This is a genomic window from Brevundimonas sp. UBA5713, from assembly GCF_002419815.1.
Classification (GTDB): domain Bacteria; phylum Pseudomonadota; class Alphaproteobacteria; order Caulobacterales; family Caulobacteraceae; genus Brevundimonas.
In genome coordinates, this window is the sequence record NZ_DIGV01000055.1 from 50,541 (window position 1) to 70,432 (window position 19,892).

The 19,892-nt window shown below is 62.5% G+C and carries 19 protein-coding genes; 10 read left to right on the top strand and 9 right to left on the bottom strand.

Features of this window, described 5'->3' with window-relative positions:
- Positions 1 to 5: 5 nt before the first annotated feature.
- Positions 6 to 776, bottom strand: coding sequence for a tRNA1(Val) (adenine(37)-N6)-methyltransferase (locus B3B04_RS13430; protein WP_292043605.1), 771 nt, complete (start codon positions 774 to 776; stop codon positions 6 to 8).
- Positions 777 to 918: 142 nt separating this feature from the next.
- Between B3B04_RS13430 and B3B04_RS13435 the strand changes: the two genes are divergently transcribed.
- Positions 919 to 1,893, top strand: a complete 975-nt coding sequence (locus tag B3B04_RS13435) for a polyprenyl synthetase family protein (RefSeq protein WP_292043635.1) — start codon at positions 919 to 921, stop codon at positions 1,891 to 1,893.
- Positions 1,894 to 1,965: 72 nt separating this feature from the next.
- On the opposite strand, the gene B3B04_RS13440 is transcribed toward B3B04_RS13435, so the two are convergent.
- On the bottom strand, positions 1,966 to 3,171 hold the full coding sequence (locus B3B04_RS13440; protein WP_292043606.1) for a pyridoxal phosphate-dependent aminotransferase: 1,206 nt from the start codon (positions 3,169 to 3,171) through the stop codon (positions 1,966 to 1,968).
- A 123-nt stretch (positions 3,172 to 3,294) separates the two neighbouring features.
- Between B3B04_RS13440 and B3B04_RS13445 the strand changes: the two genes are divergently transcribed.
- The 7 genes from B3B04_RS13445 to B3B04_RS13475 all read left to right on the top strand — a co-directional run bounded on the left by B3B04_RS13445 (position 3,295) and on the right by B3B04_RS13475 (position 10,704).
- The gene (locus tag B3B04_RS13445; protein ID WP_292043607.1) at positions 3,295 to 3,996 is read left to right on the top strand and encodes a TVP38/TMEM64 family protein; all 702 of its coding nucleotides are present in this window, start codon (positions 3,295 to 3,297) and stop codon (positions 3,994 to 3,996) included.
- A gap of 289 nt (positions 3,997 to 4,285) precedes the next feature.
- On the top strand, positions 4,286 to 5,326 hold the full coding sequence (locus B3B04_RS13450; RefSeq protein ID WP_292043608.1) for a rod shape-determining protein: 1,041 nt from the start codon (positions 4,286 to 4,288) through the stop codon (positions 5,324 to 5,326).
- 109 nt (positions 5,327 to 5,435) lie between these two features.
- The gene (mreC, locus tag B3B04_RS13455) at positions 5,436 to 6,566 is read left to right on the top strand and encodes a rod shape-determining protein MreC (protein ID WP_292043610.1); all 1,131 of its coding nucleotides are present in this window, start codon (positions 5,436 to 5,438) and stop codon (positions 6,564 to 6,566) included.
- Positions 6,563 to 7,081: a hypothetical protein gene (locus B3B04_RS13460; protein WP_292043611.1), complete on the top strand. Its 519-nt coding sequence runs from the start codon at positions 6,563 to 6,565 to the stop codon at positions 7,079 to 7,081. The genes mreC and B3B04_RS13460 overlap by 4 nt, the downstream gene beginning before the upstream one ends.
- Entirely contained in the window at positions 7,078 to 9,066 is a 1,989-nt protein-coding gene (gene mrdA, locus B3B04_RS13465; RefSeq protein WP_292043613.1) for a penicillin-binding protein 2, read from the top strand. Before B3B04_RS13460 ends, mrdA begins: the two co-directional genes overlap by 4 nt.
- Positions 9,063 to 10,220: a rod shape-determining protein RodA gene (gene rodA / locus B3B04_RS13470; protein ID WP_292043615.1), complete on the top strand. Its 1,158-nt coding sequence runs from the start codon at positions 9,063 to 9,065 to the stop codon at positions 10,218 to 10,220. Before mrdA ends, rodA begins: the two co-directional genes overlap by 4 nt.
- Positions 10,221 to 10,242: 22 nt before the next feature.
- Positions 10,243 to 10,704 (top strand): DUF6173 family protein, encoded by a 462-nt coding sequence (locus tag B3B04_RS13475; RefSeq protein ID WP_292043616.1) that lies wholly within the window; start codon positions 10,243 to 10,245, stop codon positions 10,702 to 10,704.
- A gap of 6 nt (positions 10,705 to 10,710) precedes the next feature.
- Here B3B04_RS13475 and pip read toward each other — a convergent pair whose 3' ends face one another.
- Together pip and B3B04_RS13485 are read right to left on the bottom strand one after the other, a co-directional pair.
- Complete coding sequence (gene pip / locus B3B04_RS13480; protein WP_292043618.1) at positions 10,711 to 11,688, bottom strand: prolyl aminopeptidase; 978 nt, start codon at positions 11,686 to 11,688, stop codon at positions 10,711 to 10,713.
- Between the two features lie 19 nt (positions 11,689 to 11,707).
- The gene (locus tag B3B04_RS13485; protein ID WP_292043619.1) at positions 11,708 to 12,073 is read right to left on the bottom strand and encodes a DUF423 domain-containing protein; all 366 of its coding nucleotides are present in this window, start codon (positions 12,071 to 12,073) and stop codon (positions 11,708 to 11,710) included.
- Between the two features lie 50 nt (positions 12,074 to 12,123).
- Here B3B04_RS13485 and B3B04_RS13490 point away from each other — a divergent pair, with 50 nt between their 5' ends.
- Complete coding sequence (locus B3B04_RS13490) at positions 12,124 to 13,311, top strand: MFS transporter (RefSeq protein WP_292043620.1); 1,188 nt, start codon at positions 12,124 to 12,126, stop codon at positions 13,309 to 13,311.
- Here the strand turns inward: B3B04_RS13490 and B3B04_RS13495 are convergent.
- From B3B04_RS13495 to B3B04_RS13505, 3 genes are all read right to left on the bottom strand, one after another.
- Complete coding sequence (locus B3B04_RS13495) at positions 13,274 to 13,888, bottom strand: hypothetical protein (protein ID WP_292043622.1); 615 nt, start codon at positions 13,886 to 13,888, stop codon at positions 13,274 to 13,276. The genes B3B04_RS13490 and B3B04_RS13495 overlap by 38 nt on opposite strands.
- A 41-nt stretch (positions 13,889 to 13,929) precedes the next feature.
- Complete coding sequence (locus B3B04_RS13500; RefSeq protein WP_292043624.1) at positions 13,930 to 16,467, bottom strand: tipN; 2,538 nt, start codon at positions 16,465 to 16,467, stop codon at positions 13,930 to 13,932.
- Positions 16,468 to 16,624: 157 nt separating this feature from the next.
- Positions 16,625 to 16,795, bottom strand: coding sequence for a hypothetical protein (locus tag B3B04_RS13505; protein WP_292043626.1), 171 nt, complete (start codon positions 16,793 to 16,795; stop codon positions 16,625 to 16,627).
- Positions 16,796 to 16,921: 126 nt separating this feature from the next.
- Between B3B04_RS13505 and B3B04_RS13510 the strand changes: the two genes are divergently transcribed.
- Complete coding sequence (locus tag B3B04_RS13510; RefSeq protein WP_292043627.1) at positions 16,922 to 18,427, top strand: phospholipase D-like domain-containing protein; 1,506 nt, start codon at positions 16,922 to 16,924, stop codon at positions 18,425 to 18,427.
- Here the strand turns inward: B3B04_RS13510 and B3B04_RS13515 are convergent.
- Together B3B04_RS13515 and B3B04_RS13520 are read right to left on the bottom strand one after the other, a co-directional pair.
- Positions 18,373 to 19,131 (bottom strand): endonuclease/exonuclease/phosphatase family protein, encoded by a 759-nt coding sequence (locus B3B04_RS13515; RefSeq protein WP_292043629.1) that lies wholly within the window; start codon positions 19,129 to 19,131, stop codon positions 18,373 to 18,375. The two genes, B3B04_RS13510 and B3B04_RS13515, sit on opposite strands and share 55 nt — an antisense overlap.
- Positions 19,132 to 19,170: 39 nt before the next feature.
- Positions 19,171 to 19,854, bottom strand: coding sequence for a TPM domain-containing protein (locus B3B04_RS13520; RefSeq protein ID WP_292043631.1), 684 nt, complete (start codon positions 19,852 to 19,854; stop codon positions 19,171 to 19,173).
- Between the last annotated feature and the right edge of the window lie 38 nt (positions 19,855 to 19,892).

The window sequence follows — 19,892 nt, forward strand, 5'->3', positions numbered from 1 at the left end:
CAGGTCTAGAACACCAAATCGGCTTCGCCGCGCAGGATGGCTTCGGCTTCGGGCGTGTGCTTGGGCCCTGTGCGCGGATGCAGGATCAGTGGCGGCAACAGGCGCAACGGAGCCTTGCCCGTCTTGATGGCCTGAACCAGCACGCGCTTGGCGGGCTCGTCGGCAAAGGAGTGGACGGGACGGATAGCGAATGATCCGGCCTTGGGGGCCAGCAACGATAGAATGTCGGCCAGTCTGTCGGCGCGGTGAACGATGACGATCTTGCCGCCTTCGCGTACCGACTTCAGCAGGAAAAGGGTCCAGGCTTTGAGGCCGTCATCGGCGATCCACGCGCCGCGACGTTCTTCGGCAGGGGCGCGGATGGTGTTGGGATCATCGAAATAGGGCGGGTTGCTGACGGCCCAGTCAAACAGAGGCAAATCCAGCGCGCGGAAACCCTTGGCGACATCGCCTTGTAAAAGGGTGGTGCGATCGTCCACGCCATTGGCCTTGGCATTGTGCCGGGCCAGCGCATGCGCGAACGGATCGCGTTCCAGCCCGCACAGGTTCAGATCGCTGTGACGCTTGGCCAGTTGCATCAGCACAGCACCAGCCCCGCATCCGGCCTCGATGAGTCGCTCGCCCGCCTTGGGCGCAACCGTAGCGGCAAGCAGGGCCGCGTCCATTCCTGCCCGATAGCCCTTGGCGGGCTGCCGTAAGGTCACACGTCCCCCCAAGAGATGCGTCTCTGTGGCGAAAGCAGGGTTTTCGATGTCGTGTTCGGCTTGACCCATCATGGTGCCGACACCATTGTGCGCGCCATTGCGTCGGGGCAAGACGACGCAGGGGATTTTCGGGCAGAATTTGTACTTTGCCCAAGACTTGAAAGAGAATTTCGTGGACGCAAAGCTCGCCGTCGCTGATCGCCCCAAGGGTGATGTGAACGCTCTGGTTGCGTTGGCCAAGGAAGACATGACCGCTGTCGACGCCCTGATCGTCGAGCGGATGCAGTCTGACGTGCCGGTCATTCCGGCGCTGGCCGAGCATCTGATTGCGGCGGGTGGCAAACGCTTGCGTCCTCTGCTGACCGTGGCCTCGGCCCGCGCCTGTGGCGGAGAGGGCGATATTGTCGCCGCCCGCAAACTGGCCGCCTCGGTCGAGTTCATTCACACAGCTACCCTGCTGCACGACGACATCGTTGACTCGTCGGAGATGCGCCGTGGCAAGGTCGCCGCGCACCTCATCTGGGGTGCGGCCTCGTCGGTGCTGGTGGGCGACTTCCTGTTTGCGCGCGCGTTCGAGCTGATGGTGGAGACGGATTCCATCAAGGCGCTGGGCGTGCTCGCCACGGCCTCGTCGGTGATCGCCGAGGGGGAGGTGCTGCAACTGACCCGCTCGCACGATGTGAACCTCGACGAAGACACCTATCTGCAAATCATCCGGGCCAAGACGGCTGAACTGTTTGCGGCGGCCTCTGAAACGGGTGCGCTGGGTGTCGGCGTCTCGGCCGATCGCGTGACCGCCATGCGCGAATACGGCATGGCACTGGGCATTGCTTTCCAACTGGCAGACGATGCACTGGATTACGGCGCAACGTCAGAGGCTCTGGGCAAGAATGCCGGTGACGACTTTGCCGAGGGCAAGGTGACCCTGCCGCTGTTGCTGGCCATTGAGCGCACCAGCGACACCGAGGCCGCTTTCTGGGAGCGCACCATCCACCGTGGCGACCGCAAGGACGGTGACTTCGAGCACGCGCTGAAGCTGATGCGCGGCTGCGGGGCCATCACGGCCACTCTGGATCGCGCCTATGAGTACGCGGACCAAGCCAAGGCGGCGCTGTCCATCCTGCCGGACACCCCGTGGCGCAAGGCGCTGGAAGATGTGGCCGACTACGCCGTCAGCCGCGGTGCCTAACTTTTCCGGCCAATAAAAAAGGGCGCTACCGGATACCGTTAGCGCCCTTTCCAATTCAAACGGTTGAGCCGCTTACTTCAGAGAAGCGCAGAACTTTTGAATGCGCTTGCAGGCATCTTCCAGCACGGCGTCGGACGTCGCGTAGGAAATGCGGAAGTACGGGGCCAGACCGAAGGCCGAACCCTGCACCACCGCGACACCGGCGTGGTTCAGCAGTTCGGTGGTGAAGACTTCATCGTTCTCGATGACGACGCCCGACGGCGAAGTCTTGCCGATCACGCCTGCGCACGACGGGTAGACGTAGAAGGCACCTTCCGGCGTGGCGCAGGTGATGCCCTCGGCGTCATTCAGCAGACCGACAACCAGATCGCGACGCTTCTTGAAGGCCTCGGCGCGCGGAGCCAGAAACTCCTGCGTACCGTTCAGCGCTTCAACAGCGGCCCATTGCGAGATCGAGGCCGGATTGGACGTCGTCTGGCTGGCCACCTTGCGCATCAGGTCGATCAGCGGCTTGGGGCCACCGGCATAGCCGATGCGCCAGCCGGTCATGGCATAGGCCTTGGACACGCCGTTGACGGTCAAGGTGCGGTCGTACAGGTCCGGTGCGACCTGGGCGATGGTCGTGTATTCAAAGCCGTCATAGACGAGGTGCTCGTACATGTCGTCGGTCAGCACCCAGACGTGCGGGTGCTTGCGCAGCACATCCGCCAGGGCTTCCAGCTCGGCGCGCGTATAGGCGGCGCCGGTCGGGTTCGATGGGCTGTTCAGGATCAGCCAGCGGGTCTTGGGCGTGATGGCCGCTTCCAGAGTTTCGGGGCGCAGCTTGAAGCCATCGGCTTCCTCGCCGATTACGGTCACTGGCTCGCCACCGGCCAGCAGCACCATGTCCGGATAGGACACCCAGTACGGGGCCGGCACGATCACTTCGTCGCCGGGGTTCAGCGTGGCCACCAGAGCGTTGAAGATGACCGGCTTGCCGCCCGGAGCGACGTGGATCTGGTTGGTTTCGTACTTCAGGCCGTTTTCCCGGGCGAACTTGGCCACGATGGCAGCCTTCAGTTCCGGCATGCCGTCGGCGTCGGTGTATTTGGTTTCGCCGCGCGAGATGGCGTCGATGGCTGCCTGCTTGACGTTCTCGGGCGTATCAAAGTCCGGCTCGCCAGCACCCAGACCGATCACATCACGGCCCTCGCGTTTGAGTTCGCGTGCACGCGCAGTGACGGCGATGGTGGCCGAAGGCTTGACGCGGGCAAGGGCGGAGGACTGCAGGCTGGACATAGTGATCCCGTCAGAACAAATGGACGAATGCGCCGGGGAGGCGAGGGTTGATAACCACAGCCGCCCCTTAGCACAATGTTTGTGCGCCAATGATCGCCGACTTCGGCAATTTGAGCGAGATTCATGCGACGTTTGGCCGAATTTTTAATGCACATGGAGGCCCGTCGCTGGCGGGTGTTGCTGGTCGGTGTGCTGGTGTTCGCGGGAATCAGCGTGCTGTTCACCGTGGGCAAGCAGCAGTTCGGCCAGGCCGAGGAAGATCTGGCGCAGTGGTTGATGGGGTATCGAGCGGGACCATGGGGTCTGGCTGCCGCGATTTTCCTGTTTACAGTTTCAGCCTTTATCGGCGCGCCACAGTTCATTCTGATTGCGCTGTGCGTGCTGGCGTTTGGTCCCTGGCACGGCTTTACCTACAGCTGGATCGCCACGGTCGTTTCGGCAGCCGTGACCTATTGGGCAGGGCGAGGGCCCTTGGCGCGGTGGCTGGAAGGGCGCGCCAGCGAGCATGGGCAGCGTCTTCGCACCTTCATTGATCGCAATGCTTTTGTCGCCAGCTTCGTTATTCGCAATGTGCCATCCGCACCCTTTATCGTTGTAAATGCGGCGTTTGGCGCAGTAAGGGCCAATTTCTGGGCCTATCTGGCGGGGTGCGCGCTGGGAATTTTGCCCAAGACCGCCATGGTTGCTTTCTTTGGCGGGAGCTTTGTCACCGCGGTTAAAGGCGACGGCGTGTGGTCGTCGGTCATCCTGGCGGTTGTGGCCGTGGTGTCGCTGGCGGTCATGTTGGCTGTGCGAGAATTAATCCGTCGTCACACGGTCAGATAGAGCGGGCATTTGCGGTGGTTTCTGACGGCAGGGCTAAAAACCGGTCAGAAATCGCCTCATTGGTGACTTAAGTTTACGGCCCTTCTGACAAGGCGGTGATGGCAGTTGCATAGGTGCTTGCAATCATCGCGTCATAAGGGCACACCGGACTTTAAGTCGGCTGGCGTACACACAGAAAGGCCCGACGCGTCATACTCTTGGCGTTTCGGGACGGGGGCGTAGCCAGTGCTGACAAACATCCTTTAGCGCCCATTCGGCTCGAAAAACACACAAGCGGTACCCGACGCCCATGCTTTCACCCCTTTTCGGCATGATCTCCAACGACATCGCGATGGATCTGGGTACGGCGAACACCCTGATCTATATGCGCGGCAAGGGGATCGTCCTGAACGAACCGTCCGTTGTTGCCCTGCGTAATGTCGGTGGTCGCAAGATCGTTCACGCCGTTGGCCTCGAGGCCAAGCAGATGCTGGGTCGTACGCCCGGCCACATGGAAGCCATTCGCCCGATGCGCGATGGCGTCATCGCCGACTTCGAAGTCGCCGAGGAAATGATCAAGCACTTCATCCGCAAGGTTCACAACCGCAAGGGCTTTGTGAATCCGAAGATGATCGTGTGCGTGCCTTCGGGCGCAACGGCCGTTGAGCGCCGCGCCATCAACGATTCGTGCCTGAATGCTTCGGCCCGCCGCGTCGGCCTGATCGACGAGCCGATGGCAGCCGCTATCGGTGCCGGTCTGCCGATCCACGAGCCGACCGGCTCGATGGTCGTCGATATCGGTGGTGGTACGACCGAGGTGGCCGTGCTGTCGCTGTCGGGTATCGTCTATTCGCGTTCGGTCCGCGTCGGCGGCGACATGATGGACGATGCGCTGATCAGCTACATGCGCCGTAACCACAACCTGCTGATCGGTGAAACGACCGCAGAGCGCATCAAGAAAGACATCGGCACCGCCCGTACTCCGGCTGACGGCGAAGGCCTTCAGATCGAGGTCAAGGGCCGTGACCTGATGCAAGGCGTGCCGCGCGAAGTGAAGATGAGCGAGCGTCAGGCTGCCGAAGCTCTGGCCGAGCCGGTCTCGCAAATCGTCGAAGCCGTGAAGGTGGCTCTGGAAGCGACCCCGCCGGAACTGGCGGCCGACATCGCCGACAAGGGCATCATGCTGACCGGCGGCGGCGCACTGCTGCGCGGCTTGGATGCTGAAATCCGCGACCACACCGGCCTGCCGGTTCAAGTGGCCGATGATCCGCTGTCCTGCGTGGCCATTGGCTGCGGCAAGGTGCTGGAACATCCGTCGTGGATGAAGGGCATTCTGGACTCGACGCTCTAATCCAGCGTGATTCCTCTGGTGCAAAGGCCGGTTTCATGAGAATCGGCCTTTACTCCAATTCCCCATTACCGACGCTGTCGGTATCGAACACTAGGTAGGAAGGCTGGCCGTGGCGTTTCGCGACGGACCATTCGAGAATCTTAAACTGCCGTTGGCGTGGACTGCTGCGGCAGTTGTCGTTGTTGGCGTGGTTGCCGCCATTGTCATGCTGGCCAGCGGATCGCGTCAGTCGGCGGGGCAGGCCTCCTACATGCGCGCTGGCGTCGAAAGCGCGACGGCGCCCGTCGGCGAAGTTCTGTCGGCTCCCGTCCGCTGGACCGGCGACGTGGTCGAATACGTCACGGGCTACTTCTTCGCCGTATCCGAGAACCGCCGTCTGCGCGAACAGGTTGCCGAACTGAGCGACTGGCGTGACGAGGCCATCGCCCTCAAAAACATCAATGCCCGCTATGAGCAGATGCTGGGCATCCATGCCGATCCACCCATTCCGATGGTGACGGGCCGTACGGTTCTGGATTCCCGTGGGCCTTTCGCCCGCGCGCGTCTGATCAATCTGGGCAGTCGTGATGGCGTCCGTCCCGGAAATCCCGCCCTGAGCGAGCACGGCATTGTGGGCCGGATCAGCGGTGTCAGCCACGGTGTCAGCCGACTGGTGCTGGTGACCGACGTGTCCTCGCGTATCCCGGTCATGGTCGAGCGCACGGATGCCCGCGCCATTCTGGCCGGTGATGCCAGCCGTAACCCGCGCCTCGACTATGTGCGCGGAATTGATGTCATTCAGGAAGGCGACCGTGTCATCACGTCTGGCGACGGTGGCGGTATTCCGCGTGGCCTGCCGGTGGGCGTGGTGGCCAAGGGCGTTGACGGATCGTGGCGTGTAAAACTCTTCAGCGAACGCACCGCCATCGACTATGTGCGCGTGCTGCTGTTCCAGGATTTCAACCAGCTGATCGACCCGAACAGTCTGACAGCGCCTGCGCTGGCGGCCGTAGAATCCGCGCCGCCGCCCACACCGGCTCAGGCTGCGGCCATTAACGACGCGGCCACACGCCGTGCCAATGAGCGCGAGGCGCAGGCCGAACGTGCCCGCCGTGCCGAGGTCGAGGCCATTGCCCGCGAACGTGCCGAAGCCGAGGCCCGCGCGCAGGCGGTTCGCGAGGCGGCCCAGCAGGCGGCTGCTCAACAGGCGGCGGCTCAGCAAGCCACAACCGCTCCGTCAAACGGGAACGGACCGGGATGAGGCGGCCGATTTCGGTCCGCGTGGTCAGCCCGATGGAATGGGTTGTCTATCCGGCCTTGGCGGCTGTGCTGCTGACGATCGTTTTGGCCACGCCCTTGCGCATCTTTGGTATCTCCTTGCCAGAGCCGGTGTTTCCGCTGGTTCTGGCGTTCGCATGGCCGATGATCCGCCCGTCGTTTCTGGGGCCGGTGGTTCTGTTTGCGCTGGGGCTCTTCCTCGACCTGTTCTGGGGCGGAATGCTGGGCCTGTGGCCGCTGTGCCTGATGGCCGTCTATGGCGGCATTCTGGCGGTGCGAACATTTATGGCGGGGCAGTCCACCTTGGTGAACTTCCTGCTTTATGTGGGCAGCCTGTTGCTGGCCTTCTTCATTGCCTATCTGGTCACCGCGCTGCGGATCGGTAACGCGCCCAGCTTCTTTGCCCTGTTGGGGCAGGTGCTGCCGACGCTGCTTCTGTTCCCTGCAGCCGATTGGTTGATGCAGAAGTTTGACGACAATGATGTGAGGTTCATGTGAGCAGTGAACCGCAACTGTTTTTCGCCGATGTGAACGAGCGTCAGGGGACCTTCCTGCGCCGGACTTTGGTGCTGGGCGCAGGCACTCTGCTGGGCCTTGGCGTGCTGGTGGGCCGTCTCAGCCAGCTTCAGGTCGTGCAGGCCGAAGAGTATGCGACCCTCGCGACCAACAACCAGTTCAACTTCCGTTTGGTGCCGCCGCCGCGTGGTCTGATCAAGGACCGCAACGGCGAAGTCATCGCCGGAAACCGTCCCAGCTTCCGCGTGCTGGTGGTGCGTGACGAAACCAAGGATCTGGATCAGACGCTGGACCTGTTGGGCCGTCTGTTGCCTGACACTCTGGAGCGCCGTCGCAACATCATCCGTGAAGTGAATGCTGCGCCGCGCTTTTCGCCGGTTCCGGTCAAGAGCGACCTCACTTGGGAAGAGTTTTCCAAGGTCAATCTGCATGCTGCCGACCTGCCGGGTGTCATGGCTGACATGCACGAGGCCCGCTACTATCCGCACGGCGGAGCCTATGCCCACGTCGTGGGCTATGTGGCCAAGGTGTCCGACCGCGACGTGCAGGAGATCCGCGACAAGGGCGAACAAGTCCCGTCCATCCTCTACAACCCCGGATATCGCATCGGTCGTCAAGGCGTTGAAAAGGCGTTGGACGAGCATCTGCGCGGTGAGCCGGGCGGCAACCGCGTCGAGGTTGACGTGCGTGGTCGCGTGGTAGCCGAGGATATCGCAGGCTCCAAACCGGCTGTGCCGGGTGCTGAGGTCGTTCTGACGCTGGACAATGATGTCCAGAACCGCGCGTTGGAGGTGTTTGGCGAAGAGTCCGGCGGCTGCGTCGTCATGGATGTTCGTAACGGCGACATTCTGGCCATGGTGTCGTCGCCGTCGTTCGATCCCAACCTGTTCGTGGGCGGGGTGCCCTCGCGCATCTATCGCGCGCTGGCGGACTATGAACGCCGTCCGCTGCTGGATAAGGCGATCTATGGCACCTTCCCGCCGGGTTCCACCTTCAAAATGACGACGGCGCTGGCCTTTCTCGACGCGGGGATCGATCCCAAGGAGCGGGTAGTCTGTACCGGTGGCTATCGCTTTGGCGGGCGCACCTTCCGTTGCTGGAAAAAGAGCGGCCACGGTGCTGTGGACATGCACAGCGCCATCAAGAACTCTTGCGACGTCTATTTCTACCACCTGTCGAACCGCGCGGGCGTGGACCGCATTGCCCGCGTGGCCGAGGATCTCGGTTTTCACCAAACCTATGAGATCGGCATTAGCGGGCAGCGCAAAGGCCTGATGCCGACGACCGAGTGGGTGAAAAAGGCGCGTCCGCGTGATCCGGTCTGGCATCCGGGCGAAACCCTGTCGGTGTCAATCGGGCAGGGGGCGATTGAGTCCACGGCGCTGCAATTGGCAGTGATGACCTCGCGCTTGGCCAATGGCCGCAAGGCCATCAATCCACGCCTGATCAAGTCCATCGGCGGTGTCGAACAGCCCTCGGGCGCCGAGGTGCCGGACCTGCCGTTCCCGGACGAGCATTTGGATATCGTGCGCGCCGGCATGGCCTCGGTGGCCAATGACGTGACCGGTACCGCCTATCGCGCCTCCCAGCTCGGCTTGGGGGACATCAAGATGGCGGGCAAGACCGGCACAGCCCAGTCGCGGGACTATAAGCCCGGTGAATCGCGCGGTCCGCGTAACGCGGTGTGGAGCCGACGCGACCACGCCCTGTTTGTGGCTTTCGCCCCGCATGACGCCCCGCGTTACGCTATTGCCCTGATCATCCAGCACGCCCCGTCGGGTGGTTCTGCCGATGCCGCGCCGCGCGCGCGCGAGGTCATGAAGGTGGCTCTGCTCAAAGACCCCGAAATGCGCGCCCGCATCGAGCGGCCCTTGCCGCCGGAACCGACTGGCCCGCTGACCGAGGACGAGCTGAACTTCGGTGCAGCCCCGTCCATTGAGCCCGATGATGGAGCCGAGCCGCGATGACCTCGTCTGCCCTGACCCGTCCGGGGGAGCGCGACCGCTTCTCTGTCAAACTGACCCAGATTGACTGGCGCATTGTCGGCCTTTTGACCTGTCTGGCCGGTATCGGCACCATGATGCTGTATTCCCTCGGCAAACTGTCGTGGGAGCCTTGGGCGGCCAAGCATCTGCTGCGCTATGGCGTGCTGCTGGTGGCCATGATCGGTCTGTCGCTGTTTCACCCCAAATGGTGGTTCCGCGCGGCCTATCCATTGTATGGCGTGCTGCTGATTATGGTGGCCCTGGTTGACTTTTCACCGCTGGGCTACGAGGCGGGCGGTGCCAAGAACTGGCTGAACCTCGGCTTTATCCGCATCCAGCCCGCAGAGTTTATGAAGATCGGCTTGGTGCTGGCGCTGGCACGCTGGTACCACAACCATACGGCCCAAGAGGCCCGCTGGTCGTGGAAGTTGGTGATACCGGCAGGTATGATTGGGGTGCCGTTCCTGCTGGTGGCGGCACAGCCGGACCTTGGCTCGGCCATGATCATTGGCCTGACCGGTGCAGCGATTATGGTGCTGGCGGGATTGAGCTGGTGGGTGATCGGCGCTGCGGCTGCGGCGGCTCTGGTGATTATCCCGCCTTTCGTCATGTTCGTGATGCACGACTATCAGCGCAATCGCGTGCTGAACTTCCTGAATCCGGAAATGGATCCCTCGGGTACCGGCTACAACATTATCCAGTCCAAGATCGCCTTGGGCTCGGGCGGCGTGCTGGGCAAGGGCTTTGGGCTGGGTAGCCAGAGCCAGCTGGAGTTCCTGCCGGAACGCCACACCGACTTCATCTTCTCGACCCTGTCCGAAGAGTTCGGCTTCCTCGGCTCGTCGGCGGTACTGATCTGCTATGGCGCTTTGATCTTGATTGCCCTGCGCATCGCCTCGCTGTCGCACAGCCATTTTGGCCGGATTGGCGCGGCGGGCATGGTGGCGTTTGTGGCGATGTTTGTGCTGATCAACGGGGCCATGGTCATGGGTCTGGCTCCCGTGGTGGGCGTGCCCATGCCGATGCTGTCCTATGGCGGCTCGGGCATGATGACAGTGATGATTGGCTTTGCGCTGGTCATGTCGGTGCGCATCCACCGTTATGCCGAACTTCCAAAGGGGCATGGCCTGTTCTGATCCCAGCGTCTAGGATCGGCCTATGAGCGATACACCCATCCCCAAGGCCGATCCGGCCATGTTCGGCGACTGCGGCGACAAACCGTGCCCGCAGCCGGTAACCGCCATTCCTGCCAACTCCGAAGCCGTTCAGGACCTGAGCGTGCGCATGCGCGACAATCCGGCGGAATGGGCCTTTGTGCGCCTATCGCGCCTGATCCAGGAGTTCGAGGCCAATCTGGACAAGGACGAGGAGATCGGTGCGCGGGTTGTGGGCCTGCCCGGCGACGGCACGATGCAGATCGTCGATGTAGGCTTCTGGGGGCCCGACCTGATCATGTTCTTCGGACGTAATGCCGACGGCAAGCCGGTGCGTCTGGTCCAGCACTACACCCAGCTGAATGTCGTGCTCAGTGCGATGAAAAAGCCGGAAGATCAGGCCGAGCCTAACCGCATCGGCTTCCGGCTGGACGAACTGGTAAAGAGCACCAATCCGTCCAGCTAAGACAGGCTAGCCCTGTTTTGCGGCCCAGTCAGTGGCGCGCACAAGACTGTCGACGATGCCCGGTTCGCTGCTGGCGTGACCGGCATCGCCGATAATTTCCAGCTTGGCCTCGGGGAAGGCGCGGTGCAGCGCCCATGCGCCCGAGGCGGGCGTCACCACGTCAAAGCGTCCTTGGGCGATCCACGTCGGTATGTGGCGGATCTTGTCGACATTCTCGATGATCCAGTTCTCGCTGTCGAAGAAACCGCCGTGGGTAAAGTACCAGTTCTCGATGCGGGCAAAGGCCACGGCAAACTCGGGATCGCCGAACTTGTCCGGAGAGCCGTTGGCTCCGGCGACGGTGACAGTGTTGCCTTCCCACGTAGCCCAAGCCACGGCCGCGCGGTTGCGCTCTTCGATATTGTCACCGGTCAGGCGCTTGAAATAGGCCTTCATCAGGTCGCCGCGTTCATCTTCGGGGATGGGGGCGAGGAAGCTCTCCCACAGGTCCGGCCACAGCATGGAGGCACCGTCCTGATAGAACCAGTGCAGCTCTTTTCTGGTCATCAGGAAGATACCGCGCAGCACCAATGCGCGCGTGCGCTCCGGATGGGTGATGGCATAGGTCAGAGACAGGGTTGAGCCCCACGAGCCTCCGAAGACCACCCATTTGTCGATGCCCAGCATCTCGCGGATGGCCTCGATATCGCGAACCAGATCCCAGGTCGTATTGTTCTCGAGGCTGGCGTTTGGCCGCGACAAGCCACATCCGCGCTGATCGAACATAATGATACGATAGACCGCCGGATCGAAATAGCGGCGCAGGGACGGGTTTACCGCGCCACCTGGCCCGCCATGGAGTACCACGACCGGCACGCCGTCGGGATTGCCGCTTTCTTCCCAATAGATTTCATGGACGCTGTCGGTTTTTAGCCAGCCGTATTTGTTGGCTTCGATTTCGGGGTACAGCGTCCGGCGCGGGGCGGTGACAGGGGGAAAGGCCATATCGGTTCTTTCTATGTAATCAGGACGGAGTGCCGCGAACGGCGCGAACGGCCAGCAAAAGCCAGCCTATAATCATCAAACTTCCCCCGACAGGTGCGACGGCCCCCATGATCCGCACCCCCGTGAATGCCAGCAGTGTCAGGGCGGCGCAGAACACAATCCCGCCGCAGACTGCCAGCCATCCGGCGATGCGGCCCAAAGCTCCCGACTGCGGCCATAGCGCCAGTGCAACACCCAACACAGAATGTACCAGCAGGTAGTGGCCACCGGTGGCCAGCCACTGGGCCTGTTGCGGCCCTGCGCCATGGGCGGCGAACGCTGAAATTGCAACGGAAATAGCGCCGCACAGTGCGGCAACCGCCAGCAGTTTTCGGTCTGATTTCATGACGAAAGATGTAGACCACATTGGCGCGAAAGTCTGCTATCGGCGCCCGCATGAATTCGGCCACGCGCGTCTCCCTCCATTACATCACCCTTTTTGCGGTCACGGGCGTCTCGATGCCCTTCGCAGGCCTGTGGCTGAAATCCAAAGGCATGAGCGGTGCCGAGATTGGTCTGCTGCTGGCCTTGCCGATGATCGGACGCTTGATCAGCGGCCCGTTCATGGCCGTTTGGGCCGATGGTTTCCGCCATCGCCGCAGCGCGATCAGCCTGATCGGCTTTGCCATGACCCTGGGTTATGGCTTTGCGGGCCTGACGGACAGTACCCTGCTGCGCGGCCTGTTCTGGTTTATTGGCGCAACTGCCACGGCGGCGCTATTCCCTCTGGGGGATGTATTGGCGCTGCGATTGGCCAAGCGCGATGGCTATCCGTTTAGCCTGCCACGCGGTTTTGGATCACTCGCGTTCGTACTGGCCAATGTGGGTATGGGCGCACTGCTGACTATGGTGTCGCCTGAGCTGATCATCGTGTGGATCGTAGTCGCCAGCGGCCTGTGCTGTGTGCTGTCGCGTCTGTTGCTGCCGCCGGTTCTGGTGTCCGAGACGGGTACCAAGGCCGCCGTGCGCGACCGGTTCGCGGGTATGGGCCGTCTGCTGCGCAATCGCACCTTTATGATCGCCGTCTTGGGCGTGGCTGCCATTCAGGCGGCGCACGGCTTCTACTACGGCTTCTCCGCTATCCTCTGGAAGGGGCAGGGACTGTCAGAGAGCTCGACGGGGCTTCTTTGGGGCTGTGCCGTGGCGGCAGAGATTGTCTTTATGTGGCTGATCGACCCTTGGCGTCGCCGCATGGGTATCGGGGCCTACACCTTGCTGCTGATCGGCGGCGGGGCGGCCGTGGTGCGCTGGACATTGATGGCGACCGAGCCGGGCTACGCTGCGCTGTGGCCGCTTCAGGCCATGCACGGGCTGACCTTTGCCGCCACCTATCTGGGCAGTGTCGAGATCGTGGACGCGCTTAGCCCCCGTCAGGACCACACCTCGTCCCAGACCTTGGCGTCCATGCTGTCTTCGGGCCTGATGACGGGTCTGGCCACGGCCATTTCCGGCCCGCTGTATGATCAGTTGGGCAGTGCGGGCTATCTGGCTATGGCGGGGATCGCTGTGGTCGGGATCGTCGCGGTGCTGTCAGTCAGAGCGCCTGTTAAATCCGGACTGCTGCCGGGCGCTGCGCCAGCGTAAAGTGCTGGGTCATGACGGTGGCGGCAGCCTTGACGGTGGCGGCCACCTGCGGCTCTGCCATACCGAAAGGAAAACGGATCATGGCGATGGCGGGCGTTTCCAGATGGTCTTCCAGCGCCGTCATGATGCGGTAGAGCAGGGCGCTGCCGGCGTCGTCCTCGGCTTCGGAAGAGGCCACCAGCGCGACCTTGGCGTTTGCAGCAGCTTCCAGAATGGCGGCGGCGGGGGCCGTGGCGCGCACTACGCCGGGGCCGTCCTCGCTGAGGCGGTGGCCGTCGGTTTTGGGAATTTCGGCGCGGATTTGCAGACGGGCCGGACCTTCATAGCGTGTGCGGCCAATCAGCAGCAGGGCGCGAGCTTCATGCGAGATCAGGCGGCTAACCAGATCGCGAGCCAGATTTTCGGCATCGGTGACGCCCTCGATCAGCTCGGTGCGGGCGTTATCCGGTGCCCAAGGCACGCCGGTCAGGTCTTCGACCAAGTCCCAGACGGGCTCTCCGCCATCCCAATTGCAGATGATAATGCAGGGGCGGCGACTATCCTCGTGTGACTGACCAGCCAGAGAATTATCCGTCATTATGCTGCTCCCGACGCCCACATATCCAATCGGGCTCAATCTTAGACCATCTCGCCAAGGGCGGCGTCAAACAGCATGAATGCCCGTCCTTCATCGGTAGCCAAACGCATCTGCACCGCATCTTGATCCCCGTTATTAACGGCGATCATCTTGGCGAAGTGGTCAATGAAGATTTTAAGGTCGGCGTTCAGTTCGGCATCACCGGCGACACGGCGAGATACGCTGCGCACGGCGGCAGGGGCCACACGGCGCACAATCTGTCGTGCGCGCACCACATCGTTACGGGCCAGCGCAAAGGCGACATCGTCAATGCGGGCGCGCGGGAGCAGGGCATTGGGGTCAACGCCCATACGGCGTATGGCAACGGTAGCCCGCTCGGCCAAAGCTTCCAGCGAGGGGGCCGGTTCCTGACGCGAGGCCTGCGGCGCAGCCGATTGCGGAGCCGGAACGATTGGCTGCGTATGAGCCGGTTCCGACGAAGCCACGTCGCGCCAGCTGATACCGCTATCGGCGATGCTTTCGGCCACCGGCGGGGCAGCGGGGGCAGGGGTGAACTGTGAGATGGGAGCCTGAGGGGACGGCGCGGGCTTTGCCTCGACCGGCTTGGACTGGGGCGAAGCGGTTTCCGGTGCCGCCACGCTCATCAGACGGACAGCCTCGGTCAGCATTTCGTAATTGCGGCGCACGCGTTCCTGAAAGCCTACGTCCAGCGCCTCTGTATCGGCGGCGGCGCGGCGCGAAGCATCCGACAGGCTAGCCAGACCCTGTTCGACCGTGCTGCGCACAGCGGCGACGTGCTGGGCGGCCTCTTCGGGCATGCGGGCGGCACGTTCGTCCATGTCGCGCACAGAGGCCTCGATGCGGGTCAGGGCGTCCGTCATGCGGCGGGTCAGGCCCTCCAGACGGGTATTGGCTTCCTCGCCCGCCTGATCAACCAGTTGCAGGGTTTCTGTAACGATGCGGCGGGCTTGTTCGATGCGGACCTCGGCGGCCTCATCGGCCTGACGGGCCGCGTCGAACAGGCTTTCGCCCAGACGGTCTGCACGGATCTGCGCCTGTTGCAGGGCTTGCTCCGCCAACGCCTTTTGCTCGGTGGCGGCGTTGTTCAGGCTGTTGATCGCACGGCGGGTTTCGTCCAGCAGGCGATCGCGGCTCTGGGCCGCAACGGCTTCAAACTTGTCCAGCGACAGCTTGGTCGCGGCGTCGAAGCCCTCGGCCTCGCTTTGCGACATGCTGACGAGGGCGCGGAACTGCTCGAGTACGGCCTCGACCTGACCCTTGATGCCTTCGGCCAACTGATCGCCGGTCTGGTTTAGGTCGGCAGCGGCTGAACGGGTCAGGCTCAGTTGCTCGACGAACTGGGCGCGCTGGGTCTCGATCTGGGCGGCAAAGTCTTCCTGATCGGTGCGCAGGGCATAGGCGGCGGTCACCAGAGCGGCACGCTGCTGGCTCAGGCCGTCTTCAACCGTGCGGATTTGTTCGGTGACGCTGGTGCCGGCCGTTTCCAGACGCAGGGTCTGGCGTTGCAGGTCTTCGGCGGCAACGCGGGCGGCATCCTGGGCTTCATTGGCCGCGGCGGCCAGATCGGCAGCGCGGGCAGCAAGGCCTGCCTCGGCTTCGCGCAGGAGGGCCTGCGCCAGATCGGAAGCGTCGGCCACCATCTGGGCCTGATGGTTTACCGCGCTGAGAACCGTGCCTGTCTGTTCATCAAGCTTGCTTCCCAAGGATACCAGCTGCTCACGCTCGCGACCCAGTTGCAGAGTGATGTTCTGAGTCGATGCCTGCGCCGTGCGGGCAGCGTCGCCCAGTCGGTTGGACTCGGTGGCCAGCGCCTCGCGCAGGGCCGTCAGTTCTTGACGGGCACGGTCTGCGATCTGTTGGGTGTTTTCGATGTCGCCGCGCAGAACCGACAGGATTTCACCGGCTTCGCGGGTGGCATAGGCCGTGGGGGCGACCATGGCTTCGGCCATGTCGTGGGCGCGGCGGCTCTCGGCGGCCAGTCGGCCCGCCACCCGAACAAGATGGGCCACAAGATAGAACAGGCCTACCGGCGTCAGGGCCAACATGGCGTAGACGGCCAGACGGATCGGGTCCAGATCGACCATGCCCGACCCGTATTCATAAGCCACGAAAGACGCGATACCCCCTGCCCACAAGGCAGACGCCACGGTGGCCAAAATATACGCCGGGCCGTTGCCGGCTACGGCTACGGCTTTGGACTTGGCTTTGCGTGTCTTGGCCTTGGTGGTTTTGACAGCAGGGGAAGTGTTGCCGACCGTGGCGGGCGGGGCGTCCGCCGACTCTGACAGCGTAGACAAAAATCCGGGGATGGGCGTTTCGATCTCGGCGGCGCGTTGCTCGGCCAAGCGTTGTTGCTCGGCTAAACGACGACGCTGTCGCTCGGACATCGGGCGCGCATAGGGATCAGGTTTGGCGTCCGGCTCGACCACGGTCTCTTCTGTGGGCGGAGTAACCGGATCACCAAAGAAGCTGTTTCCGCCCGACGGTGTGTCGGGTGCAGAGCCAGCAGTCGTGGTGTCTGGATCGGACGGGTTTTGCGGCCGGTTGTGGGCGTTCATGAGCGTCGATCTCGGTCGTATTGCGCCAGAGAGGCAGAACCTAGGACAGCGAGCCTAGACGCTGAATGCCATGTCGGAAACCCGCAGGCGGCTGAATCCTGCGGAGAAAATCGCTTAAAGCTGTAATAATTCACGCCTTAAACGCGGCTGGACGGCCTTAGCAGCGCGGGGATTCCGATGAAGTCGGCGCGGCAGGCGATGCACATTCCGGTAACCGCTTGACCTCTGCAGGCGCGGCGTCGCGCGTCAGATCGATGCCGATCTGCGACAAAGCCGCAGCGGCCAGCAGGGCGACCATGCCCGCCAAGAAATCGATCAGGATCTTCATGGTGAGACTATGCTTGAATTAGGGCGGTCAAACAAGATTGCGCATAAGTTTTTCATGGGAACCAACAGGCCGTGCTAACCGTAGGCTTAGCCAGCGATATGCGACTGAAAGCGGTGATGTGAAGTCATGCTGAGGCAAGAGGTCTATGACGGCAGCATGCTCACCCCGGGACCGGGAATATGGCGCACCGCGACGGCGGACCGCTTTGCCCCGATCATGGAAAATGACGCGTATTTTGCCGCTCTGGCCGCCGCCATCGCCAAGGCCCAACATTCCATCCTGATACTGGGGTGGCAGTTTGATCCCCGTACCCGCCTTGATCCGGAAGCCCCTGCTGGCAATCGGCGCTTCGAAATCGGCGATCAACTCAAAAAACTGGTCGAAGGCCGCAAGGACATCGAGGTACGGCTTCTTATCTGGAAGTCGCCCATCCTGATCGCGGCCTCCCAGGGCTTCTACCCGCACAAGGCGTTGCGCTGGTTCCAAAAGCGGATGGTGGAGCTAAGGCTGGAGGGGGTAGGGCTGTTGGGCGCGTGTCACCATCAGAAGGTGGTGGTGATTGATGACAAGATCGCCTTTTGCGGCGGTGGCGATATCTCAGTCGATCGCTGGGACGAAGAAGGTCATTACAGCGGCGACCCCCGGCGCTGCCTGCCGTCCGGACTGATCCCTTCACCGCGCCACGAATGGATGAGTGTCTGTGACGGTGAGGCGGCACGTATGCTGGGCGATCTGGCCCGCATGCGTTGGCACAGGGCTTGCGGCGAAGACTTGCCGGTCGTGGAGACAGACGGCGATCCGTGGCCGGATCACATCGAGCCGATGTTCCGCGACATTACGGTGGGGGTATCACGCACCGATCCCGCCGTGAAAGGGCGCGAGGAAGTCCGCGAAAACGAAGCTTTGTTCATCGAAAGCATTCGCCGAGCCAAATCACTGATTTACCTTGAGAACCAGTATTTCACCACACCTCTGGTAGCGGGGGAAATTGCCAAGCGGTTGGCTGAGCCGGATGGACCCGAGATCGTGTTGGTGTCGACAGGGCGCAGCCCGTCCTGGTTCGATGGCATGACCATGGACACGGCCCGCGCGGACGTTTTGTGGCGACTGGAGCAGGCGGATGCCCACAACCGTTTGCGAGCCTTCTACCCTGTCACTGCGCAAGGAGATCGGATCATCGTCCATGCCAAAATGACCATTATCGATGACAAGATGATGCGCATTGGCTCATCCAACCTGAACAACCGTTCTATGGGATTGGACACGGAATGCGACGTGTCGTTCGAGGCGCGCACGCCGGACGAAAGGGCGCAAATCCGCCATCTGCGCCAGCATTCCATAGGCCACTTTATTGGGGTGAGCCGGTCCGACTTTGCGCAGGCCGAGGATCTGATGGGGTCCGTGGGGGACGCCATCCAGACCTTCGGGGCCAAGCGGATGAAACTATTGGGCGAGCGCCGACCGACCCGCATCGAGCAGATGTTTGCCGAATGGCAGTTCGGCGACCCTGTGTCCTCTCGCGACGCATGGCGGCCATGGTGGCGCAGAAAAATTATCCAGCAAATTTATGATGGTGACTACGGTACTTCATTCAAGGCGCGAAGTTCGAAATCCATCACCAGTGGCAGGTGATCGGAAGCAATTCGGCTAAGCGGGGTCTGCACCGTGTAGACGGATTTCACCTTCACCTGCGCATTGACGAAGAAGTGGTCTATGCGAATAGCGGCGAAACTGGACGGAAAGGTCTTGATGGTCGGTCTCAGGCCCAGTTCGCGCTGGGCATCCTTCAGAACAGAGGTCAGCGTGGCATAGGGACGGGTAATGGAGGTGGCGTTGAAGTCACCCGCCAGAATGGTTGGCCCGTCACAGTCGGCCAGCCATGCGCTTCCAACCAGCGCCTTGGCCTGCTTGCGTTGCTCACGCGGCACCAGACCCAGATGGGTCGTCAGAACATTCAACGGCTGATGGCCGACCCTGACTTCGGACCAGATGGCACCGCGCGGCTCCAGTCCGCGAATGCCGCGAACGGTCGGAAGGCTGTCGGCCCGGACAAGGGTCTCGGGCAGTCGGGTTAATATGGCATCGCCGTATTCTTCGGCTTCGATCCGCATGGCGGGATGAAAGCGCGACGACATGCCCAGGAGGCCGGCCAGTTCGGACGCCTGATCCACACCATTGGTGCGGGCGCGACCGACATCCAGTTCTTGCAGGCACACAATATCGGGATTTTCGCCTGCGATGACCTCGGCGATGCGTGCGACATCCAGCTGCCGGTCGGTGCCCACGCAGCGGTGGACGTTATAGGTCAGGATGCGGGTGGTCATGTGATCGGCCATCTATAGCCCAACGTGCGAACAGCACGAAGGATCAGCCGATCACAATACGACCAGATGGTCGGGCACTTCGTTCTTGTCGTCTGATCGGGGTGGGAAGTGCTCGGACAGGGCCTGACCGCACAAGGCAATGGCGGCTTCCATGCCATCAATCGGGCGCTTGGCCTTGATGCCTTTCACCAGCGCCGCCACGGTGGCCGCCCAGAAGTCGGGCGTGGTGCGGGTGTAGATGCCGGTGTCGGCGATGACCTCGACCTCGTGGTCGGCCATGGCGGCAAAAATCAGGATGCCGGTGCGGTCACGCGTGGCATGCAGGCCATGGGCCATGAACTGTTGCAGGGCCACACGACGTACGCGAGCGCGACGAATGCGTTGCGGCACCATCAACAGGGCCACAGGCGGGATTAGACTGATCAGATAGACCCCGATGAAGGTCAAAGCCTGAGCGATGGCATAGGCCGTCAGGGCGCGGTTCACATCGTCGGACTGACCCGCCGCGTGGGCCACCTGCCAGTCACTGCCAAGGCCGAACCAGTCTCCCGTCAGCCCCATGGGGATCAGGATGGCAGGTAGAACCAGCGATGCCGCCGCAGCCCATGCCAAGCGAATATCGCGATAGCTGGAGACCCGCCGCGAGATCACGCAAAAGATTTCGCCGCTGGTTGTGGCCTCGGCGGCCTTGATGGCTGCCGCGACGCGCTGGTGATCTTGGTCTGTAATATCCATTACCATCCTCCCGACGCACCGCCGCCGCCGAAGCCGCC